The 18,232-nt window shown below is 59.3% G+C and carries 17 protein-coding genes; 14 read left to right on the forward strand and 3 right to left on the reverse strand.

Annotated elements, in window-relative coordinates:
• Positions 1-66: 66 nt before the first annotated feature.
• Positions 67-1,413 carry an MFS transporter gene (locus HBJ59_RS03745; protein ID WP_076016547.1) on the reverse strand — a complete coding sequence of 449 codons (1,347 nt, stop codon included), beginning with the start codon at positions 1,411-1,413 and terminating at the stop codon, positions 67-69.
• Between the two features lie 280 nt (positions 1,414-1,693).
• On the opposite strand from HBJ59_RS03745, the gene HBJ59_RS03750 reads away from it, so the two are divergent.
• Both HBJ59_RS03750 and HBJ59_RS03755 read left to right on the forward strand, forming a co-directional pair.
• On the forward strand, positions 1,694-3,955 hold the full coding sequence (locus tag HBJ59_RS03750) for a bifunctional diguanylate cyclase/phosphodiesterase (RefSeq protein WP_167662802.1): 2,262 nt from the start codon (positions 1,694-1,696) through the stop codon (positions 3,953-3,955).
• A 207-nt stretch (positions 3,956-4,162) separates the two neighbouring features.
• Positions 4,163-6,340 carry a hypothetical protein gene (locus tag HBJ59_RS03755; RefSeq protein WP_076016545.1) on the forward strand — a complete coding sequence of 726 codons (2,178 nt, stop codon included), beginning with the start codon at positions 4,163-4,165 and terminating at the stop codon, positions 6,338-6,340.
• A 1,003-nt stretch (positions 6,341-7,343) separates the two neighbouring features.
• On the opposite strand, the gene HBJ59_RS03760 is transcribed toward HBJ59_RS03755, so the two are convergent.
• Positions 7,344-7,646, reverse strand: a complete 303-nt coding sequence (locus HBJ59_RS03760) for a DUF2288 domain-containing protein (protein ID WP_076016608.1) — start codon at positions 7,644-7,646, stop codon at positions 7,344-7,346.
• A 340-nt stretch (positions 7,647-7,986) separates the two neighbouring features.
• Here HBJ59_RS03760 and HBJ59_RS03765 point away from each other — a divergent pair, with 340 nt between their 5' ends.
• From HBJ59_RS03765 to HBJ59_RS03810, 10 genes are all read left to right on the forward strand, one after another.
• Positions 7,987-9,114 carry a branched-chain amino acid ABC transporter substrate-binding protein gene (locus HBJ59_RS03765; protein WP_076016607.1) on the forward strand — a complete coding sequence of 376 codons (1,128 nt, stop codon included), beginning with the start codon at positions 7,987-7,989 and terminating at the stop codon, positions 9,112-9,114.
• 45 nt (positions 9,115-9,159) lie between these two features.
• On the forward strand, positions 9,160-9,342 hold the full coding sequence (locus HBJ59_RS03770; protein WP_143503643.1) for a hypothetical protein: 183 nt from the start codon (positions 9,160-9,162) through the stop codon (positions 9,340-9,342).
• Positions 9,342-10,265 carry a high-affinity branched-chain amino acid ABC transporter permease LivH gene (gene livH, locus HBJ59_RS03775; protein ID WP_076016606.1) on the forward strand — a complete coding sequence of 308 codons (924 nt, stop codon included), beginning with the start codon at positions 9,342-9,344 and terminating at the stop codon, positions 10,263-10,265. Before HBJ59_RS03770 ends, livH begins: the two co-directional genes overlap by 1 nt.
• Positions 10,262-11,515 carry a high-affinity branched-chain amino acid ABC transporter permease LivM gene (locus HBJ59_RS03780; protein WP_076016605.1) on the forward strand — a complete coding sequence of 418 codons (1,254 nt, stop codon included), beginning with the start codon at positions 10,262-10,264 and terminating at the stop codon, positions 11,513-11,515. Before livH ends, HBJ59_RS03780 begins: the two co-directional genes overlap by 4 nt.
• Positions 11,512-12,279: a high-affinity branched-chain amino acid ABC transporter ATP-binding protein LivG gene (gene livG, locus HBJ59_RS03785; protein ID WP_076016604.1), complete on the forward strand. Its 768-nt coding sequence runs from the start codon at positions 11,512-11,514 to the stop codon at positions 12,277-12,279. Before HBJ59_RS03780 ends, livG begins: the two co-directional genes overlap by 4 nt.
• A 1-nt stretch (position 12,280) precedes the next feature.
• Positions 12,281-12,982 (forward strand): ABC transporter ATP-binding protein, encoded by a 702-nt coding sequence (locus HBJ59_RS03790; protein ID WP_017479361.1) that lies wholly within the window; start codon positions 12,281-12,283, stop codon positions 12,980-12,982.
• A gap of 259 nt (positions 12,983-13,241) precedes the next feature.
• A complete protein-coding gene (locus tag HBJ59_RS03795) occupies positions 13,242-13,547 on the forward strand; it encodes a DUF2282 domain-containing protein (RefSeq protein WP_076016603.1) in 306 nt (101 codons plus the stop codon).
• A 26-nt stretch (positions 13,548-13,573) separates the two neighbouring features.
• Positions 13,574-14,449 carry a DUF692 domain-containing protein gene (locus HBJ59_RS03800; RefSeq protein WP_167662803.1) on the forward strand — a complete coding sequence of 292 codons (876 nt, stop codon included), beginning with the start codon at positions 13,574-13,576 and terminating at the stop codon, positions 14,447-14,449.
• Positions 14,446-15,222, forward strand: a complete 777-nt coding sequence (locus tag HBJ59_RS03805) for a DUF2063 domain-containing protein (RefSeq protein ID WP_167662804.1) — start codon at positions 14,446-14,448, stop codon at positions 15,220-15,222. Before HBJ59_RS03800 ends, HBJ59_RS03805 begins: the two co-directional genes overlap by 4 nt.
• Positions 15,219-15,704: a DoxX family protein gene (locus HBJ59_RS03810; RefSeq protein ID WP_076016600.1), complete on the forward strand. Its 486-nt coding sequence runs from the start codon at positions 15,219-15,221 to the stop codon at positions 15,702-15,704. The genes HBJ59_RS03805 and HBJ59_RS03810 overlap by 4 nt, the downstream gene beginning before the upstream one ends.
• Here HBJ59_RS03810 and HBJ59_RS03815 read toward each other — a convergent pair.
• Positions 15,701-16,609: a LysR family transcriptional regulator gene (locus tag HBJ59_RS03815; protein ID WP_017479366.1), complete on the reverse strand. Its 909-nt coding sequence runs from the start codon at positions 16,607-16,609 to the stop codon at positions 15,701-15,703. The genes HBJ59_RS03810 and HBJ59_RS03815 overlap by 4 nt on opposite strands.
• Positions 16,610-16,713: 104 nt before the next feature.
• Between HBJ59_RS03815 and HBJ59_RS03820 the strand changes: the two genes are divergently transcribed.
• Together HBJ59_RS03820 and HBJ59_RS03825 are read left to right on the forward strand one after the other, a co-directional pair.
• Positions 16,714-17,313, forward strand: a complete 600-nt coding sequence (locus HBJ59_RS03820) for a short chain dehydrogenase (RefSeq protein WP_076016599.1) — start codon at positions 16,714-16,716, stop codon at positions 17,311-17,313.
• A gap of 233 nt (positions 17,314-17,546) precedes the next feature.
• Positions 17,547-18,218 (forward strand): COG3650 family protein, encoded by a 672-nt coding sequence (locus tag HBJ59_RS03825; RefSeq protein ID WP_076016598.1) that lies wholly within the window; start codon positions 17,547-17,549, stop codon positions 18,216-18,218.
• The last annotated feature ends 14 nt before the right edge of the window (positions 18,219-18,232 follow it).

The raw sequence follows: 18,232 nt of genomic DNA on the forward strand, positions 1-18,232 counted from the left end.
CCCAAAGAGCGGGAGCGCTGCGCACTCCAACGGGGGACAAGCCCTCTCACCACAGGGATTATGTATTCAGGCAGTAACCGCCGTAGCCGGCACCTCCACCACCCCCAACCCATCCTTCATCCGCTTGGCATCCCGCACAAAACTGCGGGACGCCTGAAACAGAAAGAGCATGGTCAGAAACAGCGCCACCGGAATCAGGTACATGGCGTCGTGCAAGCCTATGGCTTTATAAGCCTCGGTCATCTGCTCCGCCCCCGCCGCATACATCGCCGAATGGGCAAAATGATCCGACAACCCGCCCACCACAATCGGCCCCATGCCACCACCCAGCAAATACAAACCGGCGAAGAACAATGCCATCGCCGTCGCCCGCAGGCGCGGCTCCACCACGTCCTGGATCGCCGTATAAACACAGGTATAGAAGTTATAGGCAAACAACCAGCCGACACTGAACAGCGCCACAAACACACCAATTTCGATCCGCCCGGCATGCAACGCCCAGGCGGTGGTCACGGTGGAGATAATCAAGCTGCAGGCCGCGAACAACAGCCGCCCATTGGCCACCCGCTGATGGATCTTGTCCGCCACCCAACCGCCCAGCGTCAGGCCAAACAACCCCGTCACCCCGACAATCACCCCGGTCGCCACCGCCGCATCCTGCAACGGCAGCAGAAAATAGCGCTGCAGCATCGGCACCAGGAACGAGTTGCAGGCGTAGGTGGCGAAGTTGAAGCACAAGCCTGCCAGCACCAGCCAAAGGAACGTCGGCACCGCCAGTACCCGGCGAATCGGGCGGTCGACTTTCTCTTGGGAGACTTGCACGGTTTCGGCGGCGCCGCGCTTGGGTTCCTTGATGTAGAACATGAACACCGCGAGGATCAGCCCCGGCACCGCCGCAATAAAGAACGGCGCGCGCCAGCTGTCGAACGCCTTGACCATCGCACCGATGGTGAAGAACGCCAGCAACAGGCCCAAAGGCAGACCCAACATAAAGATGCCCATGGCCCGCGCCCGGCGGTGGGCCGGAAACAAGTCGCCAATCAACGAGTTCGCCGCCGGTGCGTAACTGGCCTCGCCAATGCCGATGCCCATGCGCACCAGCAAAAAGGTCCAGAAACTGCCCACCAAGCCATTGACCGCCGTCAGGCCGCTCCATGCTGCCAGGCCCCAGCCCATGAGCTTACTGCGCGAGCCAGTATCGGCCATGCGCCCCAGGGGCAAGCCAGCAATCGCATAAACAATGGTAAACGCAGTACCGATGATGCCGAGCTGGAAGTCGCTGAGGTGCCACTCCATACGGATCGGTTCGATGATGATCGCGGGGATGGTGCGGTCGAAAAAGTTGAACAGGTTGGCCAGGAACAACAGGAACAGAATGCGCCAGGCATTCGCCGCTTGGGTCGAGTTCTGCATGGGTCCGTCTCTTTTATTGTTATGTGAGCCGCGATGCCAGACGCATCCTGAGCCCGGAACCTGCAATCTAGTCAGCCCCGTGATGATTGTCTGTAATGATTCGTAAGTCTGATGTCACTCCATCGGGCGACCCGAGCTGTCATCCCTACTCATTTGGTTCTAGTTGTTTATGAACTCATCGCCAAATAATTAGAAGCAATTTGCCATCAGCCCTTGCAACCCGCTCAGGCTCTCTATACTCAAAGCATTGTCAGACAAAGACTCTGTGACGGGACATGCTATGGAATGGCTTGGTTTGCATTTTTTTACCGACCTTCCGGACAGCGGGCACTTATTACTCAATTGCAGTCATAACCCCTTTCTGGTGCTACTGGCTTACGTAGTGGCGTGTGCGGCGGGCTTCGGCACCCTGGACATGGCCGAACGTGTCGGCCATGTCGACAACCCCAAGGCTCAACGGCACTGGCGCTGGGTAGGCGCGGGCTGCCTGGCAGGCGGAATCTGGGCGACCCACTTCATCAGCATGCTGGCCTTCCAGGCGCCTATCGCAATTCACTACGAATTGATCATGACGTTTGCCTCACTGCTGATCGCCCTGATTGCCTCGCTGTTCGCCATGCAAACCCTCAGTCATCCAAAGCTGCGTCTTCACCAATATGTGCTGGCGTCGGTATGGATGGGGCTGGGCATTGCACTGATGCACTACGTTGGCATGTCGGCCATGCAATCCGAAGCAGGCGTGTACTTTCGGACCGGATTGTTTCTGGCCTCAGTGGTGATTGCCATCGGCGCCAGCCTGGCCGCGTTGCTGCTGTCGCTGTACCTTCGCAACGGCACCGGCATGTTCCATCAATTGCTCAAGTACGCGGCCAGCCTGGTGCTCGGCGCCGGGATTATCAGCATGCACTTCACCGGCATGGCGGCCATGCAACTGCTGTTGCCCGAGGGTTTGGTGCCGTCGGCGTTGCCGGTGGACAACAACCCGATCCAACTGGGCCTGCTGGTCGCCGTCATCGCCCTGCTGGTGATCGGCAGCAGCATCAGCGCCGCCCTGGCAGACAAAAAACTGCAACACAAGGAAACCGACCTGCGCCGGGTCAACGCACTGCTCACCGAACTCGACCAGGCCCGCGCCTCCCTGCAGCAAGTGGCGCATTACGACGCCTTGACCAGCCTGCTCAACCGCCGTGGTTTCAACCAGATCTTCGCCGAGAAGCTCGCAGAGAAAACCGCCACCGACGGCATGCTGGCGGTGATCTTCCTGGATATCGACCACTTCAAGCGCATCAACGACAGCCTCGGCCATGACGCCGGTGACGAACTGCTGACCGTACTGGCCGGCCATATCAAAAGCTCGGTGCGCAGCCATGACGACGTGGTCGCGCGGTTTGGCGGTGATGAGTTCTGCATCCTGATCAGCATCCATCATCGCGATGAAGCGCGGCACATGGCCCAGCGCATCATGCAGAAAATGAAAGACCCCGTAGAGTTGGCTGGCCGTCGCATGGTGATGACCACCAGCATCGGCATCAGCCTCTTCCCTGAAGACGGCAAAACCAGCGAAGAGCTGCTGAAAACTGCCGACCTGGCGTTGTATCAGTCCAAGGATGCCGGGCGTAACAGCCTGAACTTCTTCAGCTCCAACCTGAAAACCCGGGCCTTTCTGGAACTGCAACTGGAAGAAGAACTGCGCGCCGCGCTGCGCGGCAAGAACGAACTGGTGCTGTTTTACCAACCGATTCTTGACCTGAAAAAAGGCAAGATCACCCGCCTCGAAGCCCTGGTGCGCTGGCAACATCCGCAACATGGCCTGCTGACCCCGGACCGGTTCATCAGCATTGCCGAAAACAACGGGCTGATTGCCGAACTCGATCACTGGGTATTGCGCCAGGCCTGTCACGACCTGAGCCTGCTGTCGGAACAGGGCCACACGGAATTGATCATGGCCGTGAACTGCTCGGCCCTGAACCTGACCCGTGACGAGTTGGCCGATGAAATCGAAAGTGCCCTGCGCTTCGGCGGAATTGCCGCCAACCGCCTCGAACTGGAAGTGACCGAAAATGCCCTGATGGGCAATATCAGCAGCACCCTGGCACTGCTGCGGCAAATCCGTGCCTTGGGCGTCTCGCTGTCCATCGACGACTTTGGCACGGGCTATTCGTCCCTCGCCTACCTCAAGCGCCTGCCGCTGAACACCTTGAAAATCGACCGTTCATTTATCCAGGACATTCCCAAGTCCAATGCCGACATCGAGATCGTCCAGGCGATCATCGGCATGGCCCACACCCTGCATTTGCAGGTGGTAACCGAAGGTGTGGAAACCCTGCAACAGTTTGAAGTGGTGCAAAAACACGGTTGTGATTTCGTTCAGGGTTACTTGCTCAGCGCTGCGGTGCCGATGAGTGATATCGGCGCGGTGATCAATGGCCTTGATCAGCACAACATGTTCAGCCTGCTGGGTCTTACGGGAGGTGAACCCACGCCGAAAGACCCGCCTTCGGAGCGCACAGGCCCGGCGTCCATCGTCAGGCCAATTCGCTGACGCCGTTTATTTGGCAAATCGCCATCATTTCACTAAAGAACCCCGACGAACGGCCGATTCATCAGAGTCCGGCCAGGATTTCCCCCTTAAAACCCTAGGGTTAAACCCTATCGCCCCGGACCAGGACGCACTGTAAAGTCGCGATCTCTCATTCCGTGATGGCTATTTGACACTTCTTCAGCCATCCGTCCAGGCACATGGCGCACAATGACCTCTAAAAATAACTCTGCCACCGCGGTATCCGACGTGTTGCTGACAGCCCCTGCGGAAAAACCCTCAGGTTCAAAGTCATTGAGCAGCGCCCGCCCACTGGCCACCCAGCAGTACCTGTACTTCACCGAAACCAACACCGACCGCATCCTCGACAACCTCGACGGCCTGCGCGACATGGTGTTCCCGCGCGCTCCGCACCTGGAAGTTGACGGCGAACTGCGCAACGAGCAGGAATTCCCCTCGGTGTGCCTGATCGGCCTGGGCCGCTGCGGCTCGAACATTGCCCTGGATGTGGCGGAGCTGGTGTACAACGCCCGCAAGTTCTACCTCAACGAATTCAGCAACGAAGACAAATCCACCGATAAGGGCTACCGCCCCGCCCAGTGGATTCGCAACAACCTGCGCCTGGGTTCGAACAAAGGCACCAAGCCGGTGTTCCTGGTCGAGCCGCTGGTGATGCTGGGCGACCTGGACAAGGACATCGCCGGGCGCATCCGTTTCTCGCGCAAGGGAGAGAAAAGCGGATTCCTGCGGGACTACAGCAAGATGAAAATCATGGACCTCTCGGAAGTCCATGCCGGTGGCGCCGGTAACGCGCCGATCCTTGGCCAGTACCTGGCCAAGATCATCCTCAACAAAGACACCCAGCGCTTTTCCAGCCCCGACTGGAAGATGATCCACTCGTACCTGATCGACTCCTGCGGCATCAAGGCCAACCAGTCCCGCCTGTACTTCTCGATCTTCAGCGCCGGCGGCGGTACCGGCTCGGGCATGGCCTCGGAATTCGGCCTGGCCCAGCAGCACTCGTACATGAACAAGACGTTCGACACCAAGCCCGCCGACGAGCATGACAGCAAGAGCGGCCACGCCTTTGTGTTCGAGCCGATCTTCACCAGCGGCATTTGTGTGCTGCCGAACATCTCCGATCACCGCAGCGAAATGTCCGAGGCGCTGCACATCAACGCCGGGCGGCTGTTGTGCAAATACCTCTCGGAAGAATGGGATTTCTCGTACAACTTCGACAATGAAGACAGCAGCGAGGCCAGCGTGAAAGGCCGTATCCGGCCGTGGAACGCGATGATGCTGATCTCCAACGACATCATGCGGTATGCCGAAGAAAGCGATGACGGCAATATCCAGAACATTGATGTCAATGCCATGGAGAAGCACGCCAACCAATACATCTCGCAGCAGATCTTCAACATTCTGACGGCCCAGGCGGTTACCACCGACTACGACCAGAACTACTTCCGTCGGGCCGGGATCGACATCGGCGAGACCATCCGCCTGGATGCCAACGACCTGTTCATGAGCCTGGCCGGCCCGGTGGCGATTGCCTACGCCGAATCGGTGGTGCCGGAAACGCCGGCGCCTTCGAGCGACAAGTTCAAGGTGTTCGAAAAAGAGCCGCAGCGGCTGAATATCGATGACCTGTTTTTCCGTTCCATTGATCTGCCGCACTTCAACAAGGTGACCCAGGCGATCGAGGGCATCAGCCTGTTGCCGATTGAGTCCAAGCGCTACAAGGCCTCCTTGGAGCAGTACAAGAACTCCGGGTATGACGCGGCGGCGCTGCATGACCTGCACTTCTTCAAGAACTGCTCGTCGGTGGTGTCGATTGTGTCGTTGCCCAAGGATTACAAGCTGTCCTATATGGACCTGAATCGGCTCAAGACGCACCTCAACAGCCTGTTTCCCAACACCACGCTCAAGCGGTATGCGCTGGTGATCGGGGCGTCGGCCAACTTGTCGCTCACGACCTTGATCGCTAAAAGCCCGTGCCTGTCGGATGATTTTTTGACGTTGATCGTGGCGTTTATCAAGCGCTGCTTTGCGAGGAATCCGTATCGGTTTGATGACACGCTGGATAACTCGATTCTGGATTTCATCATCCATGAGGATTTTGATGAAGACCGGATTGATGAGCTGCTCAATGAGTTTGAGAACCCGGCGAAGATTCTGGATACCAACTGGTATGCCATCAAGCCGATGTACGAGAAGAAGTATCGTGAGTTGATCAACGACAAGGACAAGTTTGTGTCGATCAACGATATTCGGCTGTCGCGGGATTGTGTGAAGAAGGCGATCAAGTACCTGCGTGAGATTTATCGTCACCGGATTGGGAAGACCAAGGTTATTTCGCTGAATAACCATACTGGGAAGACTGCGTAGGCGCTTTTGTTGCTGAGGTGGGGTGTATATCCGTTATTTGGGTTGGGGCTGATATGGGTTCCGCTCTTACAGCGGCTCACTTTTGAACAGCGCAAAAGTAAGCAAAACGCTCTTGCCCCACCACTCGGCACCTCGCCTAGGCTCGGTGTGCCCTCACTCCGGCTTTGGACCGTGGGCCGCCGCGATGGGCCATCCTTGGCCCAGCGCGGCTAACCCGGCGTCCTGCCGGGTTACCCACGCTCCAAAGCCTGCGTTCGGCCAGCGTGGTTTAACGGGGCGCCTAAGATCAAGATCAAAAGCAGATCAAGAGCACAGCGGCCTACCGGCCGGCTTGAGTGTGGTGAAGCAACAGCAAAATCAGAAGCGGGCACGGTCCAAATGTGGGAGCGGGCTTGCTCGCGAAGGTCGTTAACGATGACGCGGGCATTCTGGATGAACGCGGCGCCCTCAGGTTTTTCGCGAGCAAGCCCGCTCCCACAGAAAAGCAGCTCTGCTTTCGCTCTTAACACTCAAGCCGGCCGGTAGGCCGCTGTGCCTTGCTTTTGATCTGCTTTTGATCTGACTGCCCCATTCAGCCCGAGGCCGAACGCAGGTATTGCGGAGCGGGTAAACCGGCAGGACGCCGGTTTAGCCGCGCCGGGCCATGGATGGCCCGTCGCGGCGGCCCGCGGAGTAATGCCGGAGTGAGGGAACACCGAGCCCAAGCGAGGTGCCGACAGGCGGGGCAGAGCGTTTTGGTTACTTTTGCGCTTTTCAAAAGTGACCCGCTGTAAGAGCGGAACCCTAAGTAGCCGTTACCGAAATAACGGATATGTACTCCAAAAACTCACACCCAGAAACAATTCCCCCCGCATTCCGCCGCGAACAAAACTGTTCCCATGACGCGCACGTAACCCTCGCCTGTGACCTTTCTCTACGGCAACGTGCCATCACCGCAAATGCAGTTACCCCGCTACACACTCAAACCCTGAAAAATCACGCACCATTTTCGCGCAGCGATTTCCTACCCCGCCCTTTCCTGGATCAGAATCCACGGCGAAACCACCACCGCCCACAAGCTAGGATCCCGCTCAACCAGGTCCAATGCCCGCGTCGCAGACACCTCGCCAAGACTCCCCGCAGCCAGCCAGGCAGCGACTTTCTCACGGTTATCCTCAGCCATACCCTCAGCGGCCGCGATCAAATCCAGCCCGGCGTCGACCCACAATAGGGCACCCTTGGCAAAGAACGGCTCAAGCTCCTTCCAGGAAATTTCGGCGGTTTCACCAAGCAGCTTGGCATAGAGGGTGCTAGGTTCTTGCGTCATGGGAGTTCACCTGAAGAAAAAATCGGCGCAATCATACCGTCGAGCACCAGGCAGAAAAACCCAGTTGCAAATGAAGCACCGAACGAAAGTGTCAGGAAAGCCAAGGATTGCCCGAAACTCTGGCATCACCCCGCCGCAATTCTGTCTTTTTCTTTCATTTAAGCGACACACCCGGGTTTTGCCCCTAGCAGCCAGCTTTTCAAGCGATCAACCGGCGCTCTACACTGTACCGGTACAGTTGCCAGGCCGCTGCCGGGGGATATCCGAGATATCTGATCCGGTTCTGCAGCTCACAAGGCCGCTAGAACTATAAAAAATACAACAGTAAGAGTGGAGCACTATGAATAAGGCTACTAAGCAGATTTCCAAACTGTTTGCCGCTATGGTCCTGGCCGGGGTTGCCAGCCATTCGTTCGCAGCTGACACCATCAAGATCGGTATTGCCGGCCCTAAAACCGGCCCTGTGACCCAATACGGCGACATGCAGTTCATGGGCGCCAAACAGGCTATCGCCGACATCAACGCCAAGGGCGGCGTCGATGGCAAAATGCTCGAAGCCAAAGAATACGACGACGCTTGCGATCCAAAACAAGCCGTGGCCGTAGCCAACAAAGTGGTCAACGACGGCGTCAAGTTCGTGGTCGGTCACCTTTGCTCCAGCTCCACTCAGCCAGCATCCGACATCTACGAAGACGAAGGCGTGATCATGATCACCCCGGCAGCCACCAGCCCGGAAATCACTTCCCGTGGCTACAAGCTGATCTTCCGTACCATCGGCCTGGACAGCGCCCAGGGCCCTGCCGCCGGCAACTACATCGCCGACCACGTGAAGCCGAAAGTCGTAGCCGTTATCCACGACAAGCAGCAGTACGGTGAGGGCATCGCCACCGCCGTCAAGCAGACCCTCGAGAAGAAAGGCGTGAAAGTTGCCCTCTTCGAAGGCATCAACGCTGGCGACAAAGACTTCGGCTCGCTGATTCAGAAGCTCAAGCAAGCCAACGTCGACTTCGTCTACTACGGCGGCTACCACCCTGAGCTGGGCCTGATCCTGCGCCAAGCCAAGGAAAAAGGCGTGAACGCCAAGTTCATGGGCCCGGAAGGCGTCGGCAACGACTCCATCTCGCAAATCGCCCAAGGCGCTTCCGAAGGCCTGCTGGTTACCCTGCCGAAGTCGTTCGACACCGATCCTGCCAACAAGGCAATCGTTGAAGAGTTCGCCAAGAACAAGCAGGACCCAACCGGTCCGTTCGTGTTCCCGGCCTACTCGGCTGTTGAAGTGATCGCCGGCGGTATCGCTGCCGCGAAGAGCGAAGACACCGCAAAAGTGGCTGCTGCCATTCACGCCGGTACCTTCAAGACCCCAACCGGCGACCTGAGCTTCGACGCCAAGGGCGACCTGAAGGACTTCAAGTTCGTGGTCTACGAATGGCACTTCGGCAAACCAAAAACCGAAGTTTCCCCTCAGTAAGCCAGGCGTTACTGGTCAACAAGCCCACTGTGCAAGCAGTGGGCTTTGTTTTACGAGGTTTATGGGCCTGACACCCGCGATCCGGGAGTGGGTTCACCTGAAAATCTTAAAACCGTCACCAGCGGTTCGCTGGCAAACGCTTTGTGCAACCTGATCACAGAACAGGGCACCGAGCCGGAAATTGACTCCACCAGTGAAATGCGTATCGGGTTTTTAGGAGCGCTGTAATGCCTGAGATCTATCATTTTTTCCAAACGCTGGTTAACGGCATGACCGTTGGCAGCACCTATGCCTTGATAGCCATTGGCTACACAATGGTTTACGGCATCATTGGAATGATTAACTTCGCCCATGGCGAGGTGTACATGATTGGTTCCTACGTGGCCTTCATCGCCCTTGCCGGGCTGGCCATGATGGGTATCCACTCCCTGCCGCTGTTGATGACCGCTGCATTCCTGGCGTCCATCGTCGTAACCAGTGCCTATGGCTACAGTATCGAACGCGTGGCGTACCGCCCCTTGCGTGGCAGCAACCGCTTGATCCCGCTGATCTCTGCGATCGGCATGTCGATTTTCCTGCAGAACACCGTATTGCTGTCCCAGGATTCCAAGGACAAATCCATTCCCAACCTGATCCCGGGGAGCTTCTCCTTCGGCCCAGGTGGCGCACAAGAAGTGCTGATTTCCTACATGCAGGTCCTGGTCTTCGTCGTCACCCTGGTGGCAATGCTCGGCCTGACCCTGTTCATCTCCCGCTCCCGTCTGGGGCGCGCCTGCCGGGCCTGCGCCGAAGACATCAAGATGGCCAACCTGTTGGGCATCAACACCAACAACATCATCGCCCTGACCTTCGTCATCGGTGCCGCACTGGCGGCTGTCGCCGCTGTATTGCTGAGCATGCAGTATGGCGTGATCAACCCCAACGCCGGTTTCCTGGTGGGCCTCAAGGCTTTCACCGCAGCGGTATTGGGCGGCATCGGCAGCATTCCGGGTGCGATGCTCGGCGGGCTGGTGCTGGGGGTGGCGGAAGCCTTTGGCGCCGATGTGTTCGGTGACCAGTACAAGGACGTGGTGGCATTCGGTCTATTGGTTCTGGTGCTGTTGTTCCGGCCGACCGGCATTCTGGGCCGTCCGGAGGTTGAGAAAGTATGAGCAGATATCTTAAATCGGCGTTTTTCAGCGCCTTGCTGGTGTGGGCCGTGGCCTTTCCGGTACTCGGGCTCAAACTGAGCATTGTCGGGATCAACCTCGAAGTGCATGGCACCGGTCCCGTCACATTGACCATCATTGCCCTGTGCTCGGTGCTGATGTTCCTGCGCGTGCTGTTCACACAGCAGGTCGGGGCACTCCTCAAGTCCAACCGTGGGCCGTTGGTTTCGCCCAAGGTCAGCCAGTTCCTGACCCTGCCGCGCACCCAGCGCTACATCATCATCGGCCTGATCGTGGCCGCGTTGATCTGGCCGTTCTTCGGTTCCCGGGGTGCGGTGGATATCGCAACGCTGATCCTGATCTACGTGCTGCTGGGCCTGGGCCTGAACATTGTGGTGGGTCTGGCCGGCTTGCTCGACCTGGGCTATGTGGGCTTCTATGCGGTGGGTGCCTACACCTACGCGCTGCTCTCGCATTACCTGGGCTGGGGCTTCTGGATCTGCCTGCCACTGGCCGGCATGGCGGCGGCCACATTTGGCTTCCTGCTGGGCTTCCCGGTACTGCGCTTGCGCGGTGACTATCTGGCGATCGTGACCTTGGGCTTCGGTGAAATCATCCGTCTGTTCCTGCGTAACCTCACCGATATCACCGGCGGGCCCAATGGCATCAGCAGCATTCCCAAGCCAACGTTCTTCGGGCTGACGTTCGACCGCACCGCAGCCGAAGGCATGCAGACTTTCCACGAGTACTTCGGGCTGGATTACAACCCGGTGAGCAAAGTGGTGTTCCTGTACCTGGTGGCGCTGTTGCTGGCACTGGCCGCACTGTTCGTGATCAACCGTCTGCTGCGCATGCCGATCGGCCGTGCGTGGGAAGCGCTGCGCGAAGATGAAATCGCCTGCCGCGCATTAGGCATGAACCCGACCGTCATCAAACTTTCGGCATTCACCCTCGGGGCAACCTTCGCCGGTTTCGCTGGCAGCTTCTTCGCCGCTCGCCAAGGTTTGGTGACCCCGGAGTCGTTCACCTTCATCGAGTCGGCAATCATCCTTGCCATCGTGGTGCTGGGCGGCATGGGCTCGCAGCTGGGTGTGATCCTCGCGGCGATCGTGATGATCCTGCTGCCGGAAATGATGCGTGAGTTCAGCGAATACCGCATGTTGATGTTCGGCGCCATGATGGTGCTGATGATGATCTGGCGTCCTCAAGGCCTGCTGCCCATGCAACGTCCACACATGGAGCTGCGCAAATGAGCCGCGAGATCCTGAAAGTCGAAAATTTGAGCATGCGCTTCGGCGGTTTGCTCGCGGTCAACGGCGTGGCCCTGACCGTACAAGAGAAGCAGGTCGTGGCTCTGATCGGCCCCAACGGCGCCGGCAAGACCACGGTGTTCAATTGCCTGACCGGCTTCTACAAGCCAAGCGGCGGCAGCATCCTGCTGGATGGCCAGCCGATCCAGGGCCTGGCCGGCCACGAAATAGCCCGCAAGGGCGTGGTGCGGACCTTCCAGAACGTGCGGTTGTTCAAGGACATGACAGCGGTCGAGAACCTGTTGATCGCCCAGCATCGTCACCTGAACACCAACTTCTTTGCCGGCCTGTTCAAGACCCCGTCGTTCCGCAAGAGCGAACGCGAGGCCATGGAATACGCCGCGTACTGGCTGGACAAGGTCAACCTCACCGAGTTTGCCAACCGTCCTGCCGGTACCCTGGCCTACGGTCAGCAACGTCGCCTGGAAATCGCTCGCTGCATGATGACCCGTCCGCGGATCCTGATGCTCGACGAACCGGCCGCCGGCCTGAACCCAAAGGAAACCGAAGACCTCAAGGCGCTGATCAGTGTGTTGCGTGAAGAAAACAACGCCACCGTGCTGCTGATCGAACACGACATGAAACTGGTCATGAGCATTTCCGACCATATCGTCGTGATCAACCAGGGCACGCCACTGGCCGACGGAACGCCGGAGCAGATCCGCGACAACCCGGCCGTGATCAAAGCCTATTTGGGGGAAGCGTAAAATGCTGCAATTCGAAAACGTTTCCACTTTCTACGGCAAGATCCAGGCGCTCCACAACGTCAACGTCGAAGTGCGCCAGGGCGAGATCGTCACCCTGATCGGGGCCAACGGTGCCGGTAAATCCACGCTGCTGATGACCTTGTGCGGTTCGCCCCAGGCTCATAGCGGCAGCATCCGCTACATGGGTGAGGAACTGGTGGGCCAGGCCTCCTCCGAGATCATGCGCAAGAGCATTGCCGTGGTTCCGGAAGGTCGCCGGGTGTTTGCCCGCCTGACCGTGGAAGAGAACCTCGCCATGGGCGGGTTCTTTACCGACAAGGGCGATTACCAAGAGCAGATGGACAAGGTGCTGCACCTGTTCCCGCGGCTCAAGGAACGCTTCAGCCAGCGCGGCGGCACCATGTCCGGCGGCGAACAGCAAATGCTCGCCATCGGCCGTGCGCTGATGAGCAAGCCCAAGTTGTTGCTGCTGGACGAACCGTCCCTGGGCCTGGCGCCGATCATCATCCAGCAGATCTTCGACATCATCGAACAACTGCGTAAGGACGGTGTAACGGTGTTCCTCGTGGAGCAGAACGCCAACCAGGCACTGAAGATCGCCGACCGCGCCTATGTGCTGGAAAACGGCCGGGTGGTGATGCAGGGCAGCGGCGAACAATTGCTGACCGATCCGAAAGTGCGTGAGGCTTACTTGGGCGGTTGATGCCCATCTGGCTAATGTATGAGCGGGCTTTTGTGGGAGCGGGCTTGCTCGCGAAGGCGGTGGATCAGCCAACTTATTGGGTGACTGAACCACTGCCTTCGCGAGCAAGCCCGCTCCCACATTTGTTTTGTGTGACCAAAGGCTTTGGCGAAATCTGAAATTATTTTCCCCAGGTTTGTAACGAATCCCTTCCCCTTATCTCTAGTGGTGTAAGCAGGCAACTACGCTTGCCAACTCAACCCACTGCTGGAGATACACCATGACTACCAAAACCCGTTCGCTGTCCGCTGCCACCCTCGTCCTGGCCCTGGGTTCGGCCCTGAGTCTGTCCGCCCTGACCTCCACCGCCCACGCCGCCGATGACATGCAAAAATGCTTCGGTGTGGCCGAAGCCGGCAAGAACGATTGCGCTGCAGGCGCCGGCACTTCCTGCGCCGGCACCTCGAAGGTCAAGGACCAAGCCAACGCCTGGAAACTGGTCCCGGCCGGCACCTGCCTGAAAACCCCAAGCGCCACCTCGCCAACCGGCTTCGGCCAGGAAGCCGCCTTCACCGCCAAGTCCTGAATCCCTGCGCAGCCTGAGTACTGACGATGACGCTTGCATGCACCTATTCCATCTCCCAGGCTCAGGCGCCCGGCCTCCCCTATCGGGCCGGGCTGGGGCTCAAGAGCGAGCACTTCAGCGAAGTCCTCGAGACTGCCCCCGACATCGGTTTTTTTGAAGTCCACGCCGAAAACTACATGGTGGCCGGCGGGCCTTTCCATCACTACCTGGGCTTGATCCGCGAACGATACCCGCTGTCGCTGCACGGTGTAGGCCTGTCCATCGGCGGCGAAGGTCCGCTGAACGATGAGCACTTGGTGCGCTTGGCCGCGCTGATCGAACGCTATCAACCCCACTCGTTTTCCGAACACCTGGCCTGGTCCAGCCACGGCCCGGTGTTTCTCAATGATTTGCTGCCGCTGGCGTATGACGATCAAACCCTGAAGCGGGTGTGCAAACACATCGACCAGGTGCAAACCCGCCTGCAACGGCCAATGCTGCTGGAGAACCCGTCGACCTACCTGCAGTTCCAGCGTTCCACCCTGGAAGAGACCGACTTCATCAGCGAAGCGATCCGCCGCACCGGCTGCGGGCTGCTGCTGGACGTCAACAATGTGTATGTGTCGTGCATCAACCATCAGCAAGACCCGCTGAAGTACATCGATGCCTTGCCGCTGCACGCCGTGGGCGAGATTCATCTGGCAGGGTTTGCCGAAGACACCGACAGCCTCGGTGATCGTTTGCTGATTGATGATCACGGCGCGCCGATCGACAACGCGGTATGGCAGCTCTACCAACACGTCCTTGCGCGCACCGGGCCGGTCGCCACGCTGATCGAGCGCGACAACCAGGTGCCGGCGTTCAGCGTGCTGCACGCCGAGGCCCGCGAGGCCGAACGGTTTCTGCTGGAGGTGCGCGCATGAGCGGCCAGGATGTATTTGCCAGCGCCCTGCTGTCGCCCGACGAAAGCTGCCCGCAAGGTGTGTTCAGCCGTAACGGCGCCGATCCGGCCAGTCGTTTTGCGGTGTACCGCAACAATGTCCACAGCTCGCTGATCAACGCCCTGGCCGCTGGCTACCCGGTCACCCTGCAACTGGTGGGTGATGAATTTTTTCGGGCGATGGCCGGCTTGTATGTCCAGAATTTCCCACCGACCAGTCCGCTGATCAACGAGTACGGCGGCGACCTGGCTGACTTTATCCAGGGCTTCACTCCCGCCGCCAGCGTGCCCTACCTGGCTGACGTCGCGCGCCTGGAGCGGCTGCGGGTCAGGGCCTACCACGCGGCAGACGCAGTGCCACTGGATCAGCAGGAGGTCATCGCCACCCTGCAACAACAGTCAGGTCTGGGCGAACTGCGCCTGCAACTGCATCCATCCCTTGCCATCCTGAACTCGGCCTACGCCGTGGTGGCGTTATGGGCTGCGCACCAGACGGGCGAATCCCTCGCCACTCTCGACCCCTTCCATGCTCAAAGCGCGCTGGTACTGCGCAACGGCCTGCACGTGCAGGTATTTCACATCGACAGCGGCGCCGCCGCGTTTATCAACAGCCTGAACAACGGTTGGCCGCTGGAAATGGCCGTGGCCTACGCCCTCGATGCGGCCGCCGAATTTGACCTGCACCACTGCCTGGCCCTGCTGGTCGGCCACGGCGCCATCACCCACTTGCACACAGAACCCAAGGTATCGCCATGAACGCCGCCGCTCCCGGGCTGATCCAACGGATCATCCAGCTCTTCGAGAAAATCCCCTACAGCCTGATCGCCTTCGTCGCACGCTTCTCTATTGCAGCAGTGTTCTGGAAATCCGGCCAGACCAAGGTCGAAGGCTTTGCCGTAGACCTGATCGGCGGCACGTTCCAACTGGGCTGGCCGCACTTGGCGCCGTCCACCCTGCCGCTGTTTCGCAGCGAATACCACGTGCCACTGCTGTCAGCGGAAGTCGCAGCGCATATGGCCGCGTTCGCCGAACATTTCTTCCCCGTGCTGATCCTGGTGGGGTTTGCCACACGGTTCTCGGCGCTGGCGTTGCTGGGCATGACCCTGACCATCCAGCTGTTCGTCTACCCGGACGCTTACCCGACCCACGGCACCTGGATCGCGCTGCTGTTGCTGTTGATGGCCAAGGGGCCGGGCTGCTTCTCCATTGATCACCTGATTGCGCGACGCTTGCGCTAAAGGCGGTCCAGGGCCTCGCCGCTGCGCTTGAACCAGCCCACCAGATAATCCGCCAGGACCTGAGTGCGGCGCGGCAGGCCGCCCTGATACGGATGGACGAGGTACATCGGCATGCTGCGGGTCTGATAATCCCGCAGGAGCCAACGCAGGCGCCCGTCAGCCAATTCAGTGTGCAACACGTAGGAAGGCAAACGCGCGATGCCTGCGCCCACCAGCGCCGCCTTCTTCAGCAAGTTGTAATGGTTGGAAGCAAAGGTCCCGGATACGCGAACCCGTAGCAGCTCATGTTGCTGGTGATACAGCCACTCTTCACGGCCGCTGTAGTGGCTGTTCAGCAAGCAGTTGTGGCCCACCAGTTCCGCCGGTGTCAGCGGCTCGCCGTGCTGTTCCAGATAAGCCGGGCTGGCGCAGGTCATCTCGTGCCAGGCCAGTAACGGCTTGGCCACCAGTCGCTCGTCGTTGGCGACTTCGGAGCGTACCGCCAAGTCAAAACCGTCCCGCGCCAGGTCTCGATACTGGTTGTTGAGCTCCAGTTCGATCTGCACCTGCGGGTACTCCCGGGAAAACTCCAGCAGCAAACCATCGAAGAAGGTTTCACCCAGGGAAACCGGAACCGTCATACGTACCGGGCCGACCAAATCGTCCTTGAGCCTGGCCAGTGCCTGACGTGCCCGCTCCACCTGCACCACCAACGCCTGGGCCTGCGGCAACAGGGCCGCCCCCGCCGCCGTCAGGCTCAAACGGCGCGTGGTGCGATGCAACAACACCACCGAAAACTGCGCTTCCAGCTGGCTGATGCGCTTGGACAGCTGCCCCTTGCTGCAGCCCAACTGCTGGGCCGCCAGGGTAAAGCTGCCGGCTTCGATCAACACCGCAAACGCCGCCAGGTCATCCATTTCGCTCATGGATTGTTTCCATTTGAAAACCAAAGGTTGCCTATTAGTGCACTTATCCGCGCAAAAAATCACTCTAGACTGAAACCTCACCTACACATCTGGAGGAAGGCACGATGAAAATCCTGTTGATTGGCGCAAGCGGCACCGTGGGTTCGGCGGTCAAGGCAGAACTGTCCCAGCGGCATGAAGTGATCAGCATCGGTCGCAAGAGTGGCGACTTCCAGGTCGACATCAGCGACAGCGCCTCGATCCGCAAACTGTTCGAACAGACCGGCAAGTTCGACGCACTGATCTGCGCCGCCGGCAGCGTCAACTTCGTGCCCCTGGGCGAAATGAGCGCAACCGATTTTGACCTGGGCCTGCAAGACAAGCTGATGGGCCAGGTGAACCTGTTGCTGATTGGCCGCGAGTTCGCCAATGACGGTGCGTCGTTCACCTTCACCAGCGGCATTCTCAACCGCGATCCGATTCGCACCGGTGCTTCGGCGGCCCTGGTCAACGGCGCGCTGGATGCATTCGTGAAAGCTGCAGCGATCGAACTGCCTCGCGGCCTGCGTATCAACTCGGTGAGTCCGACCGTGCTGCTGGAAGCCATGGGCAGCTACGCGCCGTATTTCCGAGGCTACAAACCAGCTCCGGGTGCAGACGTGGCGCTGGCCTACGCGAAAAGCGTGGAAGGTTTGCAGACCGGGCAGACGTTTATCGTTGGCTAAAGTAGTACGGACCAGCTTGTCGTGGCGAGGGGGCTTGTCCCCCGTTGGGCTGCGCAGCAGCCCCAAAATCTACGGACCTTGTTCTTCCTGAAGGAACGCAGTGATTTTACGGGGCTGCTACGCAGCCCAACGGGGGACAAGCCCCCTCGCCACAGTCAATTCAACCTGTGTCCCGGGCTTGTGATGCATCGCCAGCCTGCGTAACGTGGCGGCACTTATCAGGAGACCCGATAATGCGTGCCGCCCGTACCCTAGCTTTGTTTGCCCTGTTGCCCCTGTTCGCCGCCTGCCAGATGTTCGAGAACGAGCCGGCCAAACCCTCTCTCGCCGGGCTGACCCGCATGCAGGGCGAGCTGACCGCGCAGGGTGACAAACTGCTGTTCCAGCCCTGCAACGACAAACGCAACTACGTGGTCAACGACACCGGCGGCACCAGCATCCTGCAGGAAGCCGCCTCCCTGGCCGGCCAGCAAGGCGCCTTGTTTGCCGACTTGCGCGGCAAGTTTTCCGGCGTTGCCAGCGGCACCCAGGGTACCGTAGACCTGCAACAGGTGTACCGCGTCGAGCGCTCGACCTCGGCCTGCGATGACCCGAATTTCAAGCGTATGATCCTGCGGGCCAACGGCCACAAACCGGCCTGGGCGATGAACGTTACCGCCAAGGGCATGGTGCTGGAACGTGAAGGCCAGCCGCCATTGGCCGTGCCGTATGTGGAAGAACAATCGGGCGACGGACGGTTCAACCTGATGACCGAAGCCAACAACCAGCACATCGAACTCTGGGTGGCCCCGCAACGCTGCGTCGACAGCGTCAGCGGCAGCCTGCAGCACATGTCCGCCGAGCTTCGGGTCAACGGCCAGGTGCAGCGCGGTTGCGCGTCGTTCGGCGGCTCCCGAGACGACTGATTATCCGCTGCGCT

It is taken from the genome of Pseudomonas sp. AN3A02 (assembly GCF_011765255.1).
In the GTDB taxonomy this organism is placed as follows: Bacteria; Pseudomonadota; Gammaproteobacteria; order Pseudomonadales; family Pseudomonadaceae; genus Aquipseudomonas.

Excerpts from the sequence above, each read along its gene's own strand:
- HBJ59_RS03745 (WP_076016547.1), bottom strand. The coding sequence starts at position 1,413 with ATGCAGAACTCGACCCAAGCGGCGAATGCCTGGCGCATTCTGTTCCTG.
- HBJ59_RS03750 (WP_167662802.1), top strand. The coding sequence starts at position 1,694 with ATGGAATGGCTTGGTTTGCATTTTTTTACCGACCTTCCGGACAGCGGG.
- HBJ59_RS03755 (WP_076016545.1), top strand. The coding sequence starts at position 4,163 with ATGACCTCTAAAAATAACTCTGCCACCGCGGTATCCGACGTGTTGCTG.
- HBJ59_RS03760 (WP_076016608.1), bottom strand. The coding sequence starts at position 7,646 with ATGACGCAAGAACCTAGCACCCTCTATGCCAAGCTGCTTGGTGAAACC.
- HBJ59_RS03765 (WP_076016607.1), top strand. The coding sequence starts at position 7,987 with ATGAATAAGGCTACTAAGCAGATTTCCAAACTGTTTGCCGCTATGGTC.
- livH (WP_076016606.1), top strand. The coding sequence starts at position 9,342 with ATGCCTGAGATCTATCATTTTTTCCAAACGCTGGTTAACGGCATGACC.
- HBJ59_RS03780 (WP_076016605.1), top strand. The coding sequence starts at position 10,262 with ATGAGCAGATATCTTAAATCGGCGTTTTTCAGCGCCTTGCTGGTGTGG.
- livG (WP_076016604.1), top strand. The coding sequence starts at position 11,512 with ATGAGCCGCGAGATCCTGAAAGTCGAAAATTTGAGCATGCGCTTCGGC.
- HBJ59_RS03790 (WP_017479361.1), top strand. The coding sequence starts at position 12,281 with ATGCTGCAATTCGAAAACGTTTCCACTTTCTACGGCAAGATCCAGGCG.
- HBJ59_RS03795 (WP_076016603.1), top strand. The coding sequence starts at position 13,242 with ATGACTACCAAAACCCGTTCGCTGTCCGCTGCCACCCTCGTCCTGGCC.
- HBJ59_RS03800 (WP_167662803.1), top strand. The coding sequence starts at position 13,574 with ATGACGCTTGCATGCACCTATTCCATCTCCCAGGCTCAGGCGCCCGGC.
- HBJ59_RS03805 (WP_167662804.1), top strand. The coding sequence starts at position 14,446 with ATGAGCGGCCAGGATGTATTTGCCAGCGCCCTGCTGTCGCCCGACGAA.
- HBJ59_RS03810 (WP_076016600.1), top strand. The coding sequence starts at position 15,219 with ATGAACGCCGCCGCTCCCGGGCTGATCCAACGGATCATCCAGCTCTTC.
- HBJ59_RS03815 (WP_017479366.1), bottom strand. The coding sequence starts at position 16,609 with ATGAGCGAAATGGATGACCTGGCGGCGTTTGCGGTGTTGATCGAAGCC.
- HBJ59_RS03820 (WP_076016599.1), top strand. The coding sequence starts at position 16,714 with ATGAAAATCCTGTTGATTGGCGCAAGCGGCACCGTGGGTTCGGCGGTC.
- HBJ59_RS03825 (WP_076016598.1), top strand. The coding sequence starts at position 17,547 with ATGCGTGCCGCCCGTACCCTAGCTTTGTTTGCCCTGTTGCCCCTGTTC.